The sequence below is a fragment of the Paracidovorax cattleyae genome, assembly GCF_900104515.1.
Lineage (GTDB): Bacteria > Pseudomonadota > Gammaproteobacteria > Burkholderiales > Burkholderiaceae_C > Paracidovorax > Paracidovorax cattleyae.
Window position 1 is genome coordinate 113,236 of record NZ_FNJL01000003.1, and the last position, 17,108, is coordinate 130,343.

Below are 17,108 nucleotides of genomic sequence, written 5' to 3' on the forward strand. Positions count from 1 at the left end.
GGGACCGGTAAGCCCCAGGCTCGGCAGGCAATAGATTCGTCGGAAGGCGCCATCCGCAACGGATGGCGCGACGGGGCGGGAGCCGGCCCCTGCGGCGCTCAGCGGCTCAGAGATCCTCCGAGCCGAGCAGCATTTCGGTGATGCCCTTGCCGGCCTGCACCATCGGGAACACGTTCTCGGTGGGGTCGGTGCGGAAGTCCAGGAAGACCGTCCGGTCCTTGAGCCTGCGGGCCTCGCGCAGCGCGGGCTCCACATCCTGCGGGCGCTCGATGAGCAGGCCGACATGGCCGTAGGCCTCGGCGAGCTTCACGAAGTTCGGCAGCGCATCCATGTAGCTGTGGCTGTAGCGGCCGGAGTATTCGATTTCCTGCCACTGGCGCACCATGCCCAGGTAGCGGTTGTTGAGCGAGCAGATCTTGATCGGCGTGTTGTACTGCAGGCAGGTCGAGAGTTCCTGGATGTTCATCTGCACCGAGCCCTCGCCCGTGATGCAGAACACCTCGCTCTGCGGCTTCGCCAGCTTGATGCCCATGGCATAGGGGATGCCCACTCCCATGGTGCCCAGCCCGCCGGAGTTGATCCAGCGGCGCGGCTCGTCGAACCGGTAGTACTGGGCGGCCCACATCTGGTGCTGACCCACGTCGGACGTGACATAGGTGTCCGCATCCCTGGTCATGTTCCAGAGCGTCTCGACCACGAACTGCGGCTTGATGACCTCCTGGTTGCCCCGGTCGTACTTCAGGCAGTCGCGGCGGCGCCACCCCTCGATGGTGTCCCACCAGGACGCCAGGGCCGCGGCATCGGGCCGGACGGTGGACTCGCGCACCATGGAGATCAGTTCGGTCAGCACGTCCTTGACGTCGCCCACGATGGGCACATCCACCTTGACGCGCTTGGAGATGCTCGACGGGTCGATATCCACGTGGATGATCTTGCGGTCGTTCTGGGCGAAATGCTTCGGGTTGCCGATCACCCGGTCGTCGAAGCGCGCACCCACCGCCAGCAGGACGTCGCAGTTCTGCATGGCGTTGTTGGCCTCGATGGTGCCGTGCATGCCCAGCATGCCCAGGAACTTGGGCGAGCTCGCGGGATAGGCGCCCAGCCCCATGAGCGTGTTGGTGACCGGATAGCCCAGCATGTCCACCAGCGTGCGCAGCTCCTGCGTGGCGTTGCCGAGCAGCACGCCGCCGCCGGTGTAGATATAGGGGCGCCTGGCGGAGAGCAGAAGTTGCAGCGCCTTGCGGATCTGCCCGCCATGACCGCGGCGGACCGGGTTGTAGGAGCGCATTTCCACGCTCTGCGGATAGCCGTGGTAGGGCACCTTCCGGAAGGAGACGTCCTTCGGGATGTCCACCACCACGGGGCCGGGGCGGCCGGTGCGGGCGATGTGGAAGGCCTTCTTCAGGGTCTCCGCGAGGTCGCGCGTGTCCTTGACCAGGAAGTTGTGCTTGACGATGGGGCGCGTGATGCCCACGGTGTCGCACTCCTGGAAGGCATCCAGGCCGATCGCCGGCGTGGGCACCTGGCCGGAGATGATGACCATGGGAATCGAATCCATGTAGGCCGTCGCGATGCCGGTCACCGCGTTCGTGAGGCCCGGCCCGGAGGTCACCAGCGCCACGCCCACGTCGCCGGTGGCGCGCGCATAGCCGTCCGCCGCATGCACCGCGGCCTGCTCGTGCCGCACCAGCACGTGCTGGATGGTGTCCTGCTTGTAGAGGGCGTCGTAGATGTAGAGCACCGCACCGCCCGGGTAGCCCCACATGTACTGCACGCCTTCGGCCTGCAATGCCTTGATGAGGATTTCGGCTCCCATGAGATCCTGGGGAGCAGCGGAGGTGCCGGATGCGTGGGTTCCGCCCGCCTGCGCGGCGGTGGATGCCGAAGAGAGCTCGGCCCTGGAGATTTCCATGATCAACCTTTGTGAATTTCTCTGACGAAAAACCTAGGGTGCTCCTTGCAAGGTTCTTGTGGAACCAGCGTGGAACTTGAGGCCTCGGACATGGGCGAAATGATGGATGCGCCGGACCGGGACCCGTTTGCCTTTTTGAATTGCAGGGCCGATTATGGCACTGTCGCCCTGCCCGGCGGCGCGCCCGGCCCAAAAAACATCAAGCCGGTGCGATAATGCGCGCCAAACACCCGCCGTTGCGCTGTGCGCCGTGCGGCCTCCCTTTCCTGCCCTTCATGGGCCCCGACCTCTCTTGGCGACCGAACAGGAACTGTCCGACTTTCTCAAAAGCGTGGAAAAGCGAGCCTTCAAGCGCTCGATCTACCATGTGCGCAATGAGGAAGCGGCATTGGACATCGTCCAGGACAGCATGCTCAAGCTGGCCGAGCACTACGGGGACAAGCCGCCGGCAGAGCTGCCGATGCTGTTCCAGCGCATCCTGTCCAACTGCACGCTGGACTGGTTCCGGCGCCAGAAGACCCGCAATGCGCTCTTTTCGAACATGAGCGATTTCGAGGGACCGGGCGAGGACGGCGACGATTTCGATCTTCTGGAAGCCTATTCGGGCCCCGAGGACCGGCAGACGTCGCAGAGCGCGGAAGATCTGGCGCGCCGCGCCCAGGTCTTCCGGGATATCGAATCGGAGATCCAGGAGTTGCCCCCTCGTCAACGGGAGGCGTTCTTGATGCGTTACTGGGAAGAGATGGATGTAGCGGAAACAGCCGCGGCCATGGGCTGCTCGGAAGGCAGCGTCAAGACCCATTGTTTCCGCGCCATCCAGACCCTCAGCAAGGCACTGAAGGCACGAGGAATCGAACTATGAACTCCACTTCCCAATCCCTTTCCGTCCAGGAAGCAGGCGCGGAGCGTTTTGCCCGCCGCGTCACCGCGCGCCTGTCCGAGGGCACGGCGGACATGCCCTACGACATCTCGGAGCGCCTGCGGGCAGCCCGCGTGCAGGCCGTTTCCCGCCGCAAGCGGGTGGCGTCGGTTCCCGCGCTCCAGACGACCGGAGCTGCGGCCGTGTTCGGCAACAGGGGCAGCGCCATCCTGGGCGGAGGCGGAGAAGGCCGTACCTGGTGGCGGGCACTGGTGTCCGCGATCCCCCTGACGGCCCTCGCCGTCGGCCTCGTGGTCATCAACGTGTCGCAGGAAGAAAAAGGCATGAACGAGGTAGCGGAAGTGGATGCGGCCCTGCTCACCGACGACCTTCCGCCCTCCGCCTATGCCGATCCGGGCTTCCTGCAGTACCTCAAGACCACCGCACAGACTCCGAAACGCTGACTCCCTTCCTGCATGCCCACAGCCTCGCTCGCCGCCTCACGACTGATGCCAGCCACCGTGCTGGCTTTCGCATTGCTGGGCGCCCTGTCCGTGCTCGGCTGGCAGGCATGGAAGCAGGCGGGCATGGCGCCGAGCGCACCGGTGCCGGCCGAGGCCCTGGCCAGCAAGCACACCGCACGCGGCCCTGAGGCACGGTTGACCGCCCCCGACCCCGACGGGGCGGGCACGGGCCCATCGTGGAGCGAGCTCACTGCCGCGCAGAAGCACGCCCTGGGTCCACTGGGCGACCGCTGGGCCACCATGAGCGAGGCCCAGAAGCGGCACTGGCTGACGCTGGCCGCCTCGTTCCCGCACCTGTCCGCGCACGAGCAGCAGAAGCTGCAGGCCCGCATCACCGACTGGGCCAGCCTCAGCGGCCAGCAGCGCAGCCAGGCGCGGCTGAACTACGCCCTGACGAACAAGCTGTCCGTTGATGACAAGCGCGCGCAGTGGGAAGCCTATCTGGCGCTGAGCGAGGAAGAGCGCAGGCAGCTGGCCGCCCACGCCGCGCCCCGCCCCACGGGAGCCGCGACCGCGATACGGCCGATTTCCCCGCGCAAGCTGGCCCGGGTGCCGGCCGCGACATCCGCGGTCAACCGCGCCAACGCCCCCAAGATACCCTCGCCGCCGGCCTCCCACCCCATGCAGGCGCTGCCCGTGATCGTGGCTCCCGCCGCGGTGCTTCCTGCCTCCGCCGCGGTGGTCGAGACGCAACCCGTGGCGGTGCCCAATGCAGTGCCCGGCCCGCTGCCGCCGCTTTCCACGGCTACAGAGGCCTCACCTCCCGCGGCAGCGCCCTCCTCCCAGGAAACCAAGGACAGCGAGTCGCAGTATGCGCCGCAATAATCCGGGAATGCACTCCACGACATCCCCCGGCCTCGAAGCCCCCCTTCCCGAAACGCCGGCCCACGGCAATGCCGCTCTGTCCGCCCCGCTGCGGGCCCCTTCGCTGCGCAGGCGCATGGCCTGCTGGGTGTACGAGGGCATCCTGATGTTCGGGGTCGTCTTCATCTCGGGCTACCTCTTCGATTCGCTGAGCCAGTCACGCCACGCGCTGGACCTCCGCGCGCTGCGGATGGCCTTCCTGTTCGTGGTCTTCGGCATCTATTTCACCTGGTTCTGGGCCAGGGGCCAGACGCTGGCCATGAAGACCTGGCACATCCGGCTGCGGGACCGCCACGGGGCCCCGGTGACGCAGGCACGTGCGCTCTGGCGCTACGTGCTGAGCTGGCTCTGGTTCCTGCCGCCGCTCGCCATCGTCGCCCCGCTGGGGCTGGGTGCGGGCGAGATCACCGTCCTCACCCTGGGTTGGGTGGCTGTCTGGGCCCTCCTGAGCCGCTTCCATCCGCAGCGCCAGTTCTGGCACGATGCCTGGGCCGGCACCCGGCTGGTGCAGGCCTGACGGTGGAAACCTGGCCGGCGCCGCCTGCCGGCCCCTGATCCGGTGGCCCGGCGCCGTTGAGGCCTGCGGCGATACTGTCCGGCACCTTCTTCTTTCCGTATGAACGCACCGATCTTCGACAATCCCCACAAGGCCCGGCGTGGGCTCGGCCGCATCTGGCACGCGGGGATCCACTCGTGCCACGGCCTGCAGGCCGGCTGGTCCGAAAAGGCCTTCCGGCTCGAGGCCATCCTGGCGTGCATCCTGCTTCCGCTGGCCTTCTGGGTCGCGCGCAGCTGGGTGGAGGCGGCGCTGCTGTGCGGCAGCGCGGTGCTCGTGCTGATCACGGAACTGCTGAATTCCGCGGTCGAGGCCGCGATCGACCGCATCGGGCCGGAATGGCATGCGCTGTCCAAGCGCGCCAAGGACATGGGCAGCGCCGCGGTGCTGCTGGGCCTGATCTTCTGTGCCGCGGTATGGACCGCGGCCCTGTTCCAGAGGTTCCACGGATGAAAGATCCCGCTTTTTCCCTGTGTGTGTATCTCGGTTCGCGCCCCGGCGGGAACCTGGCCTTCACCGACGCAGCCATCGCCGTGGGCGAGTGGATCGGCCGCCACGGCGGCCAGCTGGTGTACGGCGGCGGCCGCAGCGGGCTCATGGGCACGGTGGCCGAGGCCACGCGCCGCGCCGGCGGCCGCGTAGTGGGCATCATCCCGCAGGCGCTGGTGGACAAGGAACTGGCCAACCAGGCCTGCGACGAGCTGCACATCGTGCAGACCATGCACGAGCGCAAGGCCATGATGGCCGAGCGCTGCGACGCCTTCGTCGCCCTGCCCGGGGGCATCGGCACGTTCGAGGAGCTTTTCGAGGTCTGGACGTGGCGCCAGCTCGGCTACCACGACAAGCCGCTGGGCCTGCTGGACGTGGACGGCTACTATGGCGGGCTGCTCGAATTCCTCCGGCACAGCGTGCGCAGCGGCCTGATGAGCGACTGGCAGATGGGATTGCTGTCGGTGGACTCCGATCCGGATGCCCTGCTGCGCGCGCTGGTGGAGGCTGCCGGCACCAGCCAGGACTCCGTGCCGCTGCGCACGGTGATCTGACGGCGGCGGGCGGGACGCCGGGCGCGCCCCGGCACCAGAAACTCCCGCCTCAGACGGCAGCGTCGTCCAGGTCACCCGTGCGGATGCGCACCACCCTTTCGACCTCGGTCACGAAGATCTTGCCGTCGCCGATCTTTCCGGTGCGTGCCGCGCCGACGATCGCATCCACGCAGCGGTCCACGTCCTCGGTCTTGACCACGACTTCCACCTTCACCTTGGGCAGGAAGTCCACCACGTACTCGGCGCCGCGGTAGAGCTCGGTGTGCCCCTTCTGGCGGCCGAAACCCTTGACCTCCGTCACGGTCAGGCCGGTGACGCCGCATTCGGCCAGCGCCTCGCGGACCTCTTCGAGCTTGAAGGGTTTGATGACGGCAGTAATCATTTTCATGGCGGGAACTCCTCGAAACGTGATGCCGGCGGACGCTGCGGGGCCCGTGGGCCGTCGCTGCGCCGCGGACGGATGCTCACGGGCCGTCAGGCCCGGAAACGGTTGGTGATCGGGTAGCGCCAGTCCTTGCCGAAGCTGCGGCGGGTGAGGCGGATGCCGACGGGGGACTGCCGGCGCTTGTATTCGTTGACCTGGATGAGCCGGGTGACGCGCTCGACGTCCGCGCGCGCATAGCCCGCGGCGATGATGGACTCGATGGGCTCGTCGTTTTCCATGTAGCGCCCGACGATGGCGTCCAGCACGTCGTAGGGCGGCAGGCTGTCCTGGTCTTTCTGGTCCGGCCGCAGTTCCGCGCTCGGCGGGCGGGTGATGATGCGCTCGGGGATGGGCGAGGCGCCGGTGCCGAAGGGATCGTGCGCATTGCGCCAGCGGGCCAGGCCGAAGACGGCCGTCTTGGCCACGTCCTTGATGACCGCGAAGCCCCCGGCCATGTCGCCGTAGAGCGTGCAATAGCCGGTGGCCATTTCGCTCTTGTTGCCGGTGGTGAGCACGACCGAGCCGAACTTGTTGGACAACGCCATCAGCAGCGTGCCGCGGATGCGCGCCTGCAGGTTTTCCTCGGTAGTGTCCTCCGCACGCCCGGCGAACTCGGATGCGAGCGCGGCCTTGAAGGCCTCGAACTGCGGGGCGATGGCGATCTCGTCGTAGCGCACGCCGAGCCGCTCGGCCATGTCGCGCGCGTCGATCCAGCTGATGTCGGCCGTGTAGGGCGAGGGCATCATGACCGCGCGCACCTTGTCGGCGCCGAGGGCGTCCACCGCGATGGCGAGCACCAGCGCCGAATCGATGCCGCCGGACAGGCCCAGCAGCGCCCCCGGAAATCCGTTCTTGCCCACATAGTCGCGCACGCCCAGCACCAGCGCGCTCCAGAGGTCGGCCTCGGGCGCGGGAATGGGCGCCACGTCGGGCTCGAAACGGAGCACGCCTGCTCCGGAGTGCGCCACCACCCGTACCAGCGCCTCGGCGAAGCCCGGTGCACGGACGCCGACGAAGCCGGTGGCATCCAGCGCGAACGACCGGCCCTCGAAGACCACCTCGTCCTGTCCGCCCACCAGGTGGGCATAGACCAGGGGCAGCCCGGTTTCCGCGACGCGTTCGCGCATGATCTGTTCGCGCTCGGCGCTCTTGCCCAGGTGGAAGGGCGAAGCGTTCAGCGTCGCGAGCAGCTGCGCACCCGCCTGCGCCACGCGGGCCGCGGGCGCGGGGAACCACGCGTCCTCGCAGATCAGCAGCCCGACGCGCACGCCCTGCACGTCGAACACGCAGGATTGCGTGCCCGGATCGAAATACCGCTGCTCGTCGAACACGGCGTAGTTGGGCAGTTCCTGCTTGGCGTAGGTCTGCTCGATGCGGCCGCCGCGCAGCACGCTGGCCGCGTTATGGCACCGCTCGACATCGCCGGCAGCGCTGCGCCACGGATGGCCGACTACGACCGCGAGCTCGCCGCATGCGGCCGTGGCCTGGGCGATGTCCTGCAGTGCCCGGTGGCAGGCATCGAGGAACGCGGGACGCAGGAAGAGATCCTCGGCGGCATAGCCGCAAAGGGCCAGCTCGGGGGTCAGCAGCAAGGCAGCGCCCTGGGCATGGGCCTCTTGCGCGGCGGAAATGATCCTGCGGGCATTGCCTTCCACATCGCCGACGATGAAGTTGAATTGCGCGATGCTGATGACGAATGGCATGGAAAGGCTGCGGAAAAGGACTCGGAGGATTATGTCATCCGTGTCCGCCGCGCACGGCGCGTCACGTTATCCCCGCGTACGCTGGACAACTCTGTGGATAAGCCGTGGCTTGGGCTGTAGGGCGCGGGTAAACCCTTGTGGCGATTACAGATTTATTGCAGTGCCGCATTTTTGGGCAGTGGATGGACATCTCCACGGCAGGCGGGGGAGATCGCTTTTGCGCCATCATGGACAGGGTTGCCGTCCCACCGCGGCGGCCCCCGCCATTCCCTGCTCCCACCTTCGGACCGCCCCGTGAGTGACCCTGACGATCTTCCGCCATCCTCTGGCGACTACACCCTGCAATGCCATGGCTCACCCGACGGCGTGAATGCCCGGGAATGGGACGCCCTGCTGGACGCCCAGGACGCGCCGACGCCGTTCATGCGGCATGCCTACCTGGCCGCGCTGCATGACAGCGGCAGCGCGGTGCCGGAATCCGGCTGGTCTCCGGTGTTCTGCACCCTGCATCGGTCGGGCATGCTGGCGGGCGCCTGCGTGCTCTACGCCAAACCCCATTCCTACGGCGAATATGTGTTCGACCATGCCTGGGCCCACGCGTATGCCCGGCATGGCGTGGAGTACTACCCCAAGGCGGTGGTCGCGGTGCCCTTCACCCCGGTGCCCGGTGCACGGCTGCTGGCGGTGGACGATGCCGCGCGCGAGGTGCTCGTCCGGGCACTGGTTCAGTGGTGCGAGGAAGCGGGCATGTCGTCGCTGCACCTGCTGTTCGCCGCGCCGCAGGACGTGGAGGCTGCCCGCGAGGCAGGGCTGATGTTACGGCAGACGGTGCAGTTCCACTGGCGCAATGCCGATCCGGCCACGGGTGCGGCGTTCGCCACGTTCGACGCATTCCTCGCAACGCTCTCGCAGGACAAGCGCAAGAAGATCCGCCAGGAGCGCCGCCGCGTGGCGGACGCCGGCGTGACCTTCCGGTGGGCACGCGGCAGCGGCATCGGCCCGCAGGACTGGGATTTCTTCTACCGCTGTTACGAGCGCACCTACTGGGAGCACGGCAATCCGCCGTATCTCACGCGCGATTTCTTCCACCGGATGGAGCGCGACATGCCCGAGGCCTGGCTGCTCTTCGTGGCGGAGCGCGCCGGCGAGCCGATCGCCTGCAGCCTCGTGGCGCTCGGCGAGGACGCGGGCCCGCACGGCCGCCCGGTGGCCTATGGTCGCTACTGGGGGGCGCTGGAGCGCGTGGACTGCCTGCATTTCGAGGCCTGTTACTACCAGCCGCTGGCCTGGTGCATCGCGCATGGCGCCGGCCGCTTCGAGGGAGGGGCGCAGGGCGAGCACAAGATGGCCCGGGCGCTGATGCCGGTAGCGACTTCCAGCGCGCACTGGCTGGCGCATCCCGGGTTCGCGGCGGCGGTCGAGGATTTCCTGCACCGCGAAGGCCGGGGCGTGGAGGGCTACCTGCAGGAACTGGAAGCGCACAGTCCCTTCAAGCCCGCTGCCCGGCCGCGGGACATGGGCTGAGGTCCCGGTCTCCGTGCCGGGCAACCGCATTCCGGCGGCGACCGCCCACCCGCCCACATGGCCGAAGGAGTGGGCCGATCATGGACGGCGCCCGCGTGCGGGGCCCGGGATCAGGGTTTCAGTTGGTCGCGACGGAGCGCACGAGGCCCATCTCGGAACTGCTCAGCAGCGATTCGATGTCCATGACGATCAGCATGCGCTCGCCCAGCGTGGCAATGCCGGTGACGAAGGCGGAGTCCACCTGGCCCTGGAACTGCGGAGCGGGCCGGATCGCTTCGGCGGACAGTTCCACCACGTCCGCCACCGCATCCACCACCGCGCCGAGGACCGTCCCGCCGACGTTCAGGATGATGACGACCGTGAAGTCGGTGTACTCGGCCTGGGCGCAGTGGAGCTTCAGGCGCAGGTCCACGATGGGGACGATCACGCCGCGCAGGTCGATCACGCCCTTGATGAACTCCGGCGCATGCGCCATGCGCGTGGGCTGCTCGTAGGAGCGGATTTCCTGCACGCGCAGGATGTCGATGCCGTATTCCTCCTGGCCCAGGCGGAAGGTCAGGTACTCCGCGGGCGGAGTGGCGGCTTGAGCGCCCGAGCGGTGCTGGGCGGCAGAAGGGGTGGACAGCATGGCGGATCCTTTGGTGAAGCGGGTCAGATGCGCGGCCGGGCAATGCGATCCGGCACGTTTATCACATTGTCGGGGCAGAATAGCAGCCCGCTGGTTACTTGTGGTGACATTTAACCATTTTCCCACTCCGCGGGTTGTCGGAACAGATGCATACCGCAGGCCGTTGCAAAGGACCCACTCCAGCGGAGATGCCCGGGCCGGGCCGCGCCTCCCGGGCGGCCGGCCCTGCCGTTCAGGCGGACAGCAGCTTCACGCCGGTCTTCGCCTGCAACGCCTCGAAGTCCACGCCCGGCGCCCGTTCCACGACCTTCAGGCCTCCGGGCGTCACATCCATCACGGCCAGGTCGGTGATGATGCGGTCCACCACGCCCACGCCCGTCAGGGGCAGCGTGCAGGCCGGCAGGATCTTCAGGTCCTCTGTCCCGTCCTTCTTCTTCGCGACGTGCTCCATCAGCACGATCACGCGCTTGACGCCGGCCACGAGGTCCATGGCGCCGCCCATGCCCTTGACCATCTTGCCGGGGATCATCCAGTTGGCGAGGTCGCCCTTCTCGCTGACCTGCATGGCGCCCAGGATCGAGAGGTTGATCTTGCCGCCGCGGATCATGGCGAACGACTGGTCGCTGCCGAAGATGGACGAGCCGGGAATGGTCGTGACGGTCTGCTTGCCGGCGTTGATGAGGTCGGCGTCCACGGCGTCCTCGGCCGGGAAGGGGCCGATGCCCAGCATGCCGTTCTCGGATTGCAGCCACACTTCCTTGTCGCCGGTGTGGTTGGCCACCAGCGTGGGGATGCCGATGCCGAGGTTCACGTAGAAGCCGTCTTCCAGCTCCTGCGCCGCGCGCGCGGCCATCTGGTCTTGGGTCCAGGGCATGTCAGGCTCCTTCTTTCTTGTTGGCGGGCACGGTGGGCACCACGGGGACGTCGGCCGCGGCGGCGGCCTGGGCGATCACGGCCTGGGCCTCGACCTTGGCGGCGACGACATCGACGGGTGCGGCAGCGCTCACGGTGCGCTTTTCGATGCGCTTCTCGGGATTCGGGTTGTGCACGATGCGGTGCACGTAGATGCCTGGCAGGTGCACGTCGTCGGGCGCGATCTCGCCGGTCTCGACGATCTCCTCCACCTCGACGATGCAGAGCCTGCCCGCCGTGGCCGCCGCCGGATTGAAGTTGCGCGCGGTGAGGCGGAACTGCAGGTTGCCCGACTTGTCGGCCCGGTGCGCCTTGACCAGCGACACGCCGGGCACCAGGGAGCGCTCCATCACGTAGGTCTCGCCGTCGAATTCACGCAGTTCCTTGCCCTCGGCCACGATGGTGCCCACGCCGGTCTTGGTGAAGAAGGCAGGAATGCCCGCGCCGCCGGCACGCAGCTTCTCGGCCAGCGTACCCTGGGGCGTGAACTCCAGTTCCAGCTCGCCCGCGAGGTACTGGCGCTCGAATTCCTTGTTCTCACCCACATAGGACGAAATCATCTTCTTGATCTGCCGCGTCTCCAGCAGCTTGCCCAGGCCGAAGCCGTCCACGCCCGCGTTGTTGGAAATCACGGTGAGGCCCTTCACGCCGCTGTCGCGCAGGGCGTCGATCAGCGCCTCGGGGATGCCGCAGAGCCCGAAACCGCCGACGGCCAGCAACTGGCCGTCGGCCACGACGCCCTTGAGCGCCTCGGCCGCGGAGGGGAAAAGCTTGTTCACTTGGAGACTCCTCAACAACAAGGTGGATGGCCGCTACGATACTACGTATATCGTTACGTAGTTTTCCCTAAATACTTCCATGGATGTCGCCGATTACCGCCTCGCGTTCGACATGGCCCCGGTGGGGCTGGTCATCTCGCGCAACCGCACCATGGTGGACTGCAACCGGCAGGTATGCGAGATGTTCGGTGCCTCGCGCGAGGTGCTGATCGGCCAGTCGTTCCGCATTCTCTATCCCAGCGCCGACGAGTACGAGCGCCTGGGCCGGCGCATGGAGCCCATCCTGAACGCCAAGGGCCACTACGCGGACAACCGCATCATGCGCCGGACCAGCGGCGAGGTGTTCTGGTGCCACGTGTCGGGCCGGGCGCTCAACCGCAAGGCCCCGCACGAATCGGGCATCTGGAGCTTCGAGGACCTGAGTTCGCAGCGTCCGGTGAAGGCCGAACTCACGGGCCGCGAACGCGAGGTGGCCGCGCGGCTGCTGGACGGAATGACCTCCAAGGAGATCGGCCGGGCGCTGGACATCAGCCACCGCACGGTGGAGATCTACCGGGCGCGCCTGATGCGCAAATATGGCGCCTCGACCGCAGCCGATCTGGTACAAAAATTGATGGTCGGCTGAGGACGCTTGCCGGGCAGGACAACACTTGGTTGCATCTGCGCCACCTCGGTGGGGTTCGGAACTGCCGTGGCGGCAGATAACTTTCGCGCCTTCCCCACCCACGGCCCTCCCACCGCCATGACCCCGTCTGCTTCATCCCTCCGGAAGGCCGCAGCCTTCGCCGCGTTCGCCGCATTCGCCGCGGCATCCCTCACTGCCTGCGGTGGTGGAGGTGGTGGCGGCGAGCTGACCCCAGCGCCCTCGCCCTCGCCCTCGCCCTCGCCCTCGCCCTCGCCCTCTCCGTCGCCATCGCCTTCTCCTGGACCGGCACCCGCGCCGTCTGCCGGCAGCTCAGCCGCCTGCTACAACGTGGCGGACTACAACGAAGGCACCGTCCTCGTGGAGGAAGGCATCACCAGGATGCAGGGCCAGGCCGACATCGCCTTCACTCGCACGACCACCACGGGCGCACGCCAGGACTTCGCCGGTGCCCGGCCGGTGATGTTCATACCGCGCTCCAATGCCGCCGCAGGCGACAACCGGGAATTCCGCGATCTGGTGAATGGCAACGAACTGGCCTACGGCGTAGTGTCCGACACGTCCACGCAGGTCCTGACGCAGGTGTACGACCCGCCCGTCTCCACGCCCCTGGACATGCAGCCCGGGCAGACCGTGGAGCGCAACTACACCATCCAGACCACGGTGATCGCGAAGGCGGACAACGGCACGGTGACAACCGAGGACACCGTCCAGGAACGCTTCACCTACACCGGCATGCAGACGGTGCAGACCGCGATGGGAACGTTCAATGTCTGCAAGTTCAACACGGACCAGGTCATCGTCTCCCCCAACGCCGGCACGGTGCAGGCCAACTTCCAGTTGTGGACGGTGTCGGACGGCCCCTATCGCGGCCGCACCATCAAGATTGCCAGCTCTTCGTCGAACGGGCTTCCCTCGACGACCGAGATGACGAAAGTCACCTACACATCGAAGTGATGGCAGGCCGCGGCCCGGGGCCTTGCCCGGGCCGCATCAATGCAGCTTGAGACGGCCGGACACGCGCTGCTGCAGCAGCCGTGCCAGAGCCAGCACCACCGTCTTGCCGGTGCCCAGGATGGCGCGGTGGTGGTTCAGGTGCAGGGAGATGTACATCCACTTGGCGATCAGGCCTTCGACGAAGAAGTTGCGCCCGCCCAGCCCGCCCATGAGGTTGCCCACGCCCTTGTTGTCGCCCAGCGAGACCAGGGAGCCGAAGTCCTTGTACACGAAGGGCTCGGTCACCTCCTGCTCGCGCAGCAGCGCGCCCAGCACCTTCGCCAGGTAGTCGGCCTGCTGGTGGGCGGCCTGTGCGCGGGCGGGCACGGTCTTGCCATCGACCCACGGGCAGGCGGCGCAATCGCCGAAGGCCAGCACGTCGGGCGCCGACGTGCGCAGGCGGTCGTCCACGATGAACTGGTTGAGCCGGTTCACCTCCAGGCCCAGGCGGGCATTGCCCTCCGCGGCCTTGATGCCGGCGGCCCATACCACCATGTCGGCAGGAATCTCTCCGTTGGGGGTGACCAGGGCGCCACGCCGGATCTCGGTCACGCGCGTGCCGGTGAGCACCTGCACCTGCTTGCGGCGCAGCGCCACCTCGGCCTGCGCAGAAATCTTTTCCGGCAGGCCGCCCAGGATGCGGCTGCCGCCTTCCACCAGGGAAATGTCGAGCCGGAAGCGCTGGCTGCTGCCCAGGCTTTCCAGCAGCTCGGCATGCGCTTCCAGCAGTTCGGCGGACAGTTCCACGCCCGTGGCGCCGGCGCCGACGATGGCGATCGACAGCGCCCGGCTGTCGGAGAACGAGGCCCGCGCGCAGGCGCCCAGCCAGTCGGTGTGGAAGCGCTGCGCATCGCGCACGTTCTCCAGCAGGTAGGCATGCTCGATGCCCGGCGTGCCGAAGGCGTTGGATCCGCTGCCGATGGCCAGCACCAGCCGGGTGTAGCTTACCGTGCGGCGCGGCACCAGCACTTCGCCCTCGGCGTTGCGGATTTCGCCCAGCTCGATGGTCTTGCGTGCGGCGTCCATGCCCACCAGGTCGCCGATGGCGAAGCCGAAATGGTTGCGCCGTGCCAGAACGGGGTAGGACAGGCCTTCCTGGTGGGCGTCCAGCGTGCCGGCGGCCACCTCGTGCAGTGTGGGCTTCCAGATATGGAATGGGGAGCGGTCCACCAGCAGCACCCGTTCGCGGCCCTGCCGCGCCCCCAGGCGGCGCCCCAGCCGTGCAGCGAGTTCCAGCCCGCCAGCCCCGCCACCCACGATCACGATGTCCGAATGCATGCCTTAGCCCCCGCTTCCTTGCGATGCGTCAAGTTTAGGGCTTACCCTGATTGCTTTCACGAAAAAGCAAAAAATCCCGCGCTCCCCTGCGGGAGGCGGGCCCCATGCGGCGGGCGCCGGAGTCCGGCCGGACGCGCCGGCCGGCGGCGCACGCATCAGGCGAGGTCGAAACGGTCCAGGTCCATCACCTTGGCCCAGGCGGCCACGAAGTCCTGCACGAACTTCTCCTTCGCGTCGGCGCTGGCGTATACCTCGGCCAGGGAACGCAGCACCGAGTTGGAGCCGAAGACCAGATCGACACGGGTGCCGGTCCACTTCTTCTCGCCGGTCTTGCGGTCGCGGCCCTCGAACAGGTCGCCTGCGGCCTTCCACTCGGTGGACATGTCCAGCAGGTTGGCGAAGAAGTCGTTGGTGAGCGCACCGGGCGTGGCGGTGAACACGCCGTGCGCGCTACCGCCCACGTTGATGTTGACGGCGCGCAGGCCGCCGACCAGCACCGTCATTTCCGGCGCCGTAAGGGTCAGCAGCTGGGCCTTGTCCAGCAGCAGTACCTCGGCGGGCACGCTGTAGCGGGCCTTGGTGTAATTGCGAAAACCATCGGCCGCAGGCTCCAGCACGGAGAACGACTCCACGTCGGTCTGGTCCTGGCGGGCATCGGCGCGGCCTGGCTTGAAGGGCACGGTCACGGCCACGCCGGCGGCCCTGGCGGCCTGCTCCACGCCGGCCGCACCGGCCAGCACGATCAGGTCGGCCAGCGAGATGCGCTTGTCGCCATCCGCACCCTTGTTGAATTCGCGCTGGATGCCTTCGAGCACCTGCAGCACGCGAGCCAGTTGCTCGGGCTGGTTCACGGCCCAGTCCTTCTGGGGGGCCAGGCGGATGCGTGCGCCGTTGGCGCCGCCGCGCTTGTCGGAGCCGCGGAAGGTGGAGGCCGAGGCCCAGGCGGTGCCGACCAGCTCCTGCACCGCGAGGCCGGAGGCCAGCACGCGCTCTTTCAGCGCGGCCACGTCGGCGGCATCGACCAGGTCGTGGGTGACGACCGGGATCGGGTCCTGCCAGACCAGCTCTTCCTTCGGCACTTCGGGGCCCAGGTAGCGGGCGCGCGGGCCCATGTCGCGGTGGGTGAGCTTGAACCAGGCGCGGGCGAAGGCTTCGGCGAAGGCCTGCGGGTTCTCCAGGAAACGGCGCGAGATCTTCTCGTAGGCCGGGTCGGAGCGCAGCGACAGGTCGGTCGTGAGCATGGTCGGCACGCGCTTTTTCGTGGGGTCGTGCGCGTCGGGGATGGTGGCGGGCGCATTTCTGGCCTGCCACTGGTGGGCGCCGGCCGGGCTCTTGGTGAGTTCCCATTCGAACTTGAACAGGTTCTCGAAGAACTCGTTGCCCCACTGGGCGGGCGTGCTGGTCCAGGTGACTTCCAGGCCGCTGGTGATGGCGTCGCCGGCCTTGCCGGAACCGAAGCTGCTGGCCCAGCCCAGGCCCTGGTGCTCCAGGCCCGCGGCCTCGGGTTCAGGGCCGACGTGCTCGGCCGCGCCGGCGCCATGGGTCTTGCCGAAGGTGTGGCCGCCGGCGATCAGCGCGACGGTTTCCTCATCGTCCATGGCCATGCGGGCGAAGGTCTCGCGGATGTCGTGCGCGGCGGCCACCGGGTCGGGGTTGCCTGCGGGACCTTCGGGGTTCACGTAGATCAGGCCCATCTGCACGGCGGCCAGGGGGTTTTCGAGCAGGCGCTCCTTCTCGTGGCCGTGCATGGCGGGCTCGGCCACCAGGGTGCCGTCGCCGGGCTTGCCCTTGCCGTAGCGGTCATCGCCGCCCAGCCAGGTCTTCTCGCTGCCCCAATACACGTCCTGGTCGGGTTCCCAGGTGTCTTCGCGGCCGCCCGCGAAGCCGAAAGTGCGGAAACCCATGGTTTCCAGCGCCACGTTGCCGGTCAGCACCAGCAGGTCGGCCCAGGAGATCTTCTGGCCGTACTTCTGCTTGATGGGCCAGAGCAGGCGGCGGGACTTGTCGATGTTGACGTTGTCGGGCCAGCTGTTGAGGGGGGCGAAGCGCTGCTGGCCGCGGCCCGCGCCGCCACGGCCGTCGCCCGTGCGGTAGGTGCCGGCGGCATGCCAGGCCATGCGCACGAACTGCGGGCCGTAGTGGCCGAAGTCGGCCGGCCACCAGTCCTGCGAATCCGTCATGAGGGCGCGCAGGTCGCGCTTGAGGCCTTCGTAGTCCAGCTTCTTGAACTCTTCGGCATAGTTGAAGGAGCCGCCCAGGGGGTCGGATTTGCTGGAATGCTGGTTGAGCAGGTCCAGGCGCAGTTGGTTGGGCCACCAATCCTTGTTGATCGTGCCACCGTTGGCGGCGGCTGCGTGGAACGGGCACTTGGTTGCGTCTTGCGTCATGGGGACACTCCTTTTTGTGGATGAGCAATGGAGGAGATGCTACGCAAAGTCGAGAACAATAAAAAATCAATTGATC

General features: G+C 67.6%; 18 protein-coding genes. 10 read left to right on the forward strand and 8 right to left on the reverse strand.

All coding sequences use genetic code 11. From position 1 onward, the window contains the following. Positions 1-106: 106 nt before the first annotated feature. Positions 107-1,912, reverse strand: coding sequence for an acetolactate synthase 3 catalytic subunit (locus BLR05_RS03250; protein ID WP_092832298.1), 1,806 nt, complete (start codon positions 1,910-1,912; stop codon positions 107-109). Between the two features lie 69 nt (positions 1,913-1,981). Between BLR05_RS03250 and BLR05_RS26450 the strand changes: the two genes are divergently transcribed. From BLR05_RS26450 to BLR05_RS03280, 7 genes are all read left to right on the forward strand, one after another. Further along, entirely contained in the window at positions 1,982-2,128 is a 147-nt protein-coding gene (locus tag BLR05_RS26450) for a hypothetical protein (protein ID WP_167361183.1), read from the forward strand. Positions 2,129-2,204: 76 nt separating this feature from the next. After that, on the forward strand, positions 2,205-2,774 hold the full coding sequence (locus BLR05_RS03255) for an RNA polymerase sigma factor (protein ID WP_092832299.1): 570 nt from the start codon (positions 2,205-2,207) through the stop codon (positions 2,772-2,774). After that, a complete protein-coding gene (locus tag BLR05_RS03260; RefSeq protein WP_092832300.1) occupies positions 2,771-3,235 on the forward strand; it encodes a DUF3619 family protein in 465 nt (154 codons plus the stop codon). The genes BLR05_RS03255 and BLR05_RS03260 overlap by 4 nt, the downstream gene beginning before the upstream one ends. Before the next feature lie 12 nt (positions 3,236-3,247). Further along, the gene (locus BLR05_RS03265; protein WP_092832302.1) at positions 3,248-4,120 is read left to right on the forward strand and encodes a DUF3106 domain-containing protein; all 873 of its coding nucleotides are present in this window, start codon (positions 3,248-3,250) and stop codon (positions 4,118-4,120) included. 7 nt (positions 4,121-4,127) lie between these two features. Further along, entirely contained in the window at positions 4,128-4,676 is a 549-nt protein-coding gene (locus BLR05_RS03270; RefSeq protein ID WP_167361184.1) for an RDD family protein, read from the forward strand. Between the two features lie 99 nt (positions 4,677-4,775). After that, positions 4,776-5,168, forward strand: coding sequence for a diacylglycerol kinase (locus BLR05_RS03275; protein ID WP_092832305.1), 393 nt, complete (start codon positions 4,776-4,778; stop codon positions 5,166-5,168). Further along, entirely contained in the window at positions 5,165-5,758 is a 594-nt protein-coding gene (locus tag BLR05_RS03280) for an LOG family protein (protein WP_092832306.1), read from the forward strand. The genes BLR05_RS03275 and BLR05_RS03280 overlap by 4 nt, the downstream gene beginning before the upstream one ends. 49 nt (positions 5,759-5,807) lie before the next feature. Here BLR05_RS03280 and BLR05_RS03285 read toward each other — a convergent pair whose 3' ends face one another. Both BLR05_RS03285 and BLR05_RS03290 read right to left on the reverse strand, forming a co-directional pair. Continuing rightward, complete coding sequence (locus tag BLR05_RS03285; protein WP_092832308.1) at positions 5,808-6,146, reverse strand: P-II family nitrogen regulator; 339 nt, start codon at positions 6,144-6,146, stop codon at positions 5,808-5,810. A gap of 86 nt (positions 6,147-6,232) precedes the next feature. Next, the gene (locus tag BLR05_RS03290) at positions 6,233-7,885 is read right to left on the reverse strand and encodes an NAD+ synthase (RefSeq protein ID WP_092832309.1); all 1,653 of its coding nucleotides are present in this window, start codon (positions 7,883-7,885) and stop codon (positions 6,233-6,235) included. A gap of 294 nt (positions 7,886-8,179) precedes the next feature. On the opposite strand from BLR05_RS03290, the gene BLR05_RS03295 reads away from it, so the two are divergent. Continuing rightward, on the forward strand, positions 8,180-9,409 hold the full coding sequence (locus BLR05_RS03295) for a GNAT family N-acetyltransferase (RefSeq protein WP_192883905.1): 1,230 nt from the start codon (positions 8,180-8,182) through the stop codon (positions 9,407-9,409). Between the two features lie 118 nt (positions 9,410-9,527). Here the strand turns inward: BLR05_RS03295 and BLR05_RS03300 are convergent, their stop codons facing one another. The 3 genes from BLR05_RS03300 to BLR05_RS03310 all read right to left on the reverse strand — a co-directional run bounded on the left by BLR05_RS03300 (position 9,528) and on the right by BLR05_RS03310 (position 11,728). Then, positions 9,528-10,037: a chemotaxis protein CheW gene (locus BLR05_RS03300; protein WP_092832311.1), complete on the reverse strand. Its 510-nt coding sequence runs from the start codon at positions 10,035-10,037 to the stop codon at positions 9,528-9,530. Between the two features lie 232 nt (positions 10,038-10,269). After that, complete coding sequence (locus BLR05_RS03305; protein ID WP_092832313.1) at positions 10,270-10,911, reverse strand: 3-oxoacid CoA-transferase subunit B; 642 nt, start codon at positions 10,909-10,911, stop codon at positions 10,270-10,272. A gap of 1 nt (position 10,912) precedes the next feature. Further along, positions 10,913-11,728: a CoA transferase subunit A gene (locus BLR05_RS03310; RefSeq protein ID WP_092832314.1), complete on the reverse strand. Its 816-nt coding sequence runs from the start codon at positions 11,726-11,728 to the stop codon at positions 10,913-10,915. A 79-nt stretch (positions 11,729-11,807) separates the two neighbouring features. On the opposite strand from BLR05_RS03310, the gene BLR05_RS03315 reads away from it, so the two are divergent. After that, positions 11,808-12,353 carry a PAS and helix-turn-helix domain-containing protein gene (locus BLR05_RS03315; protein ID WP_092832316.1) on the forward strand — a complete coding sequence of 182 codons (546 nt, stop codon included), beginning with the start codon at positions 11,808-11,810 and terminating at the stop codon, positions 12,351-12,353. A gap of 117 nt (positions 12,354-12,470) precedes the next feature. After that, complete coding sequence (locus BLR05_RS03320; RefSeq protein WP_225979299.1) at positions 12,471-13,328, forward strand: hypothetical protein; 858 nt, start codon at positions 12,471-12,473, stop codon at positions 13,326-13,328. A 36-nt stretch (positions 13,329-13,364) separates the two neighbouring features. On the opposite strand, the gene BLR05_RS03325 is transcribed toward BLR05_RS03320, so the two are convergent. Then, a complete protein-coding gene (locus tag BLR05_RS03325) occupies positions 13,365-14,645 on the reverse strand; it encodes an NAD(P)/FAD-dependent oxidoreductase (RefSeq protein WP_092832318.1) in 1,281 nt (426 codons plus the stop codon). A 155-nt stretch (positions 14,646-14,800) separates the two neighbouring features. After that, complete coding sequence (gene katG / locus BLR05_RS03330; RefSeq protein ID WP_092832319.1) at positions 14,801-17,032, reverse strand: catalase/peroxidase HPI; 2,232 nt, start codon at positions 17,030-17,032, stop codon at positions 14,801-14,803. Positions 17,033-17,108 lie beyond the last annotated feature (76 nt).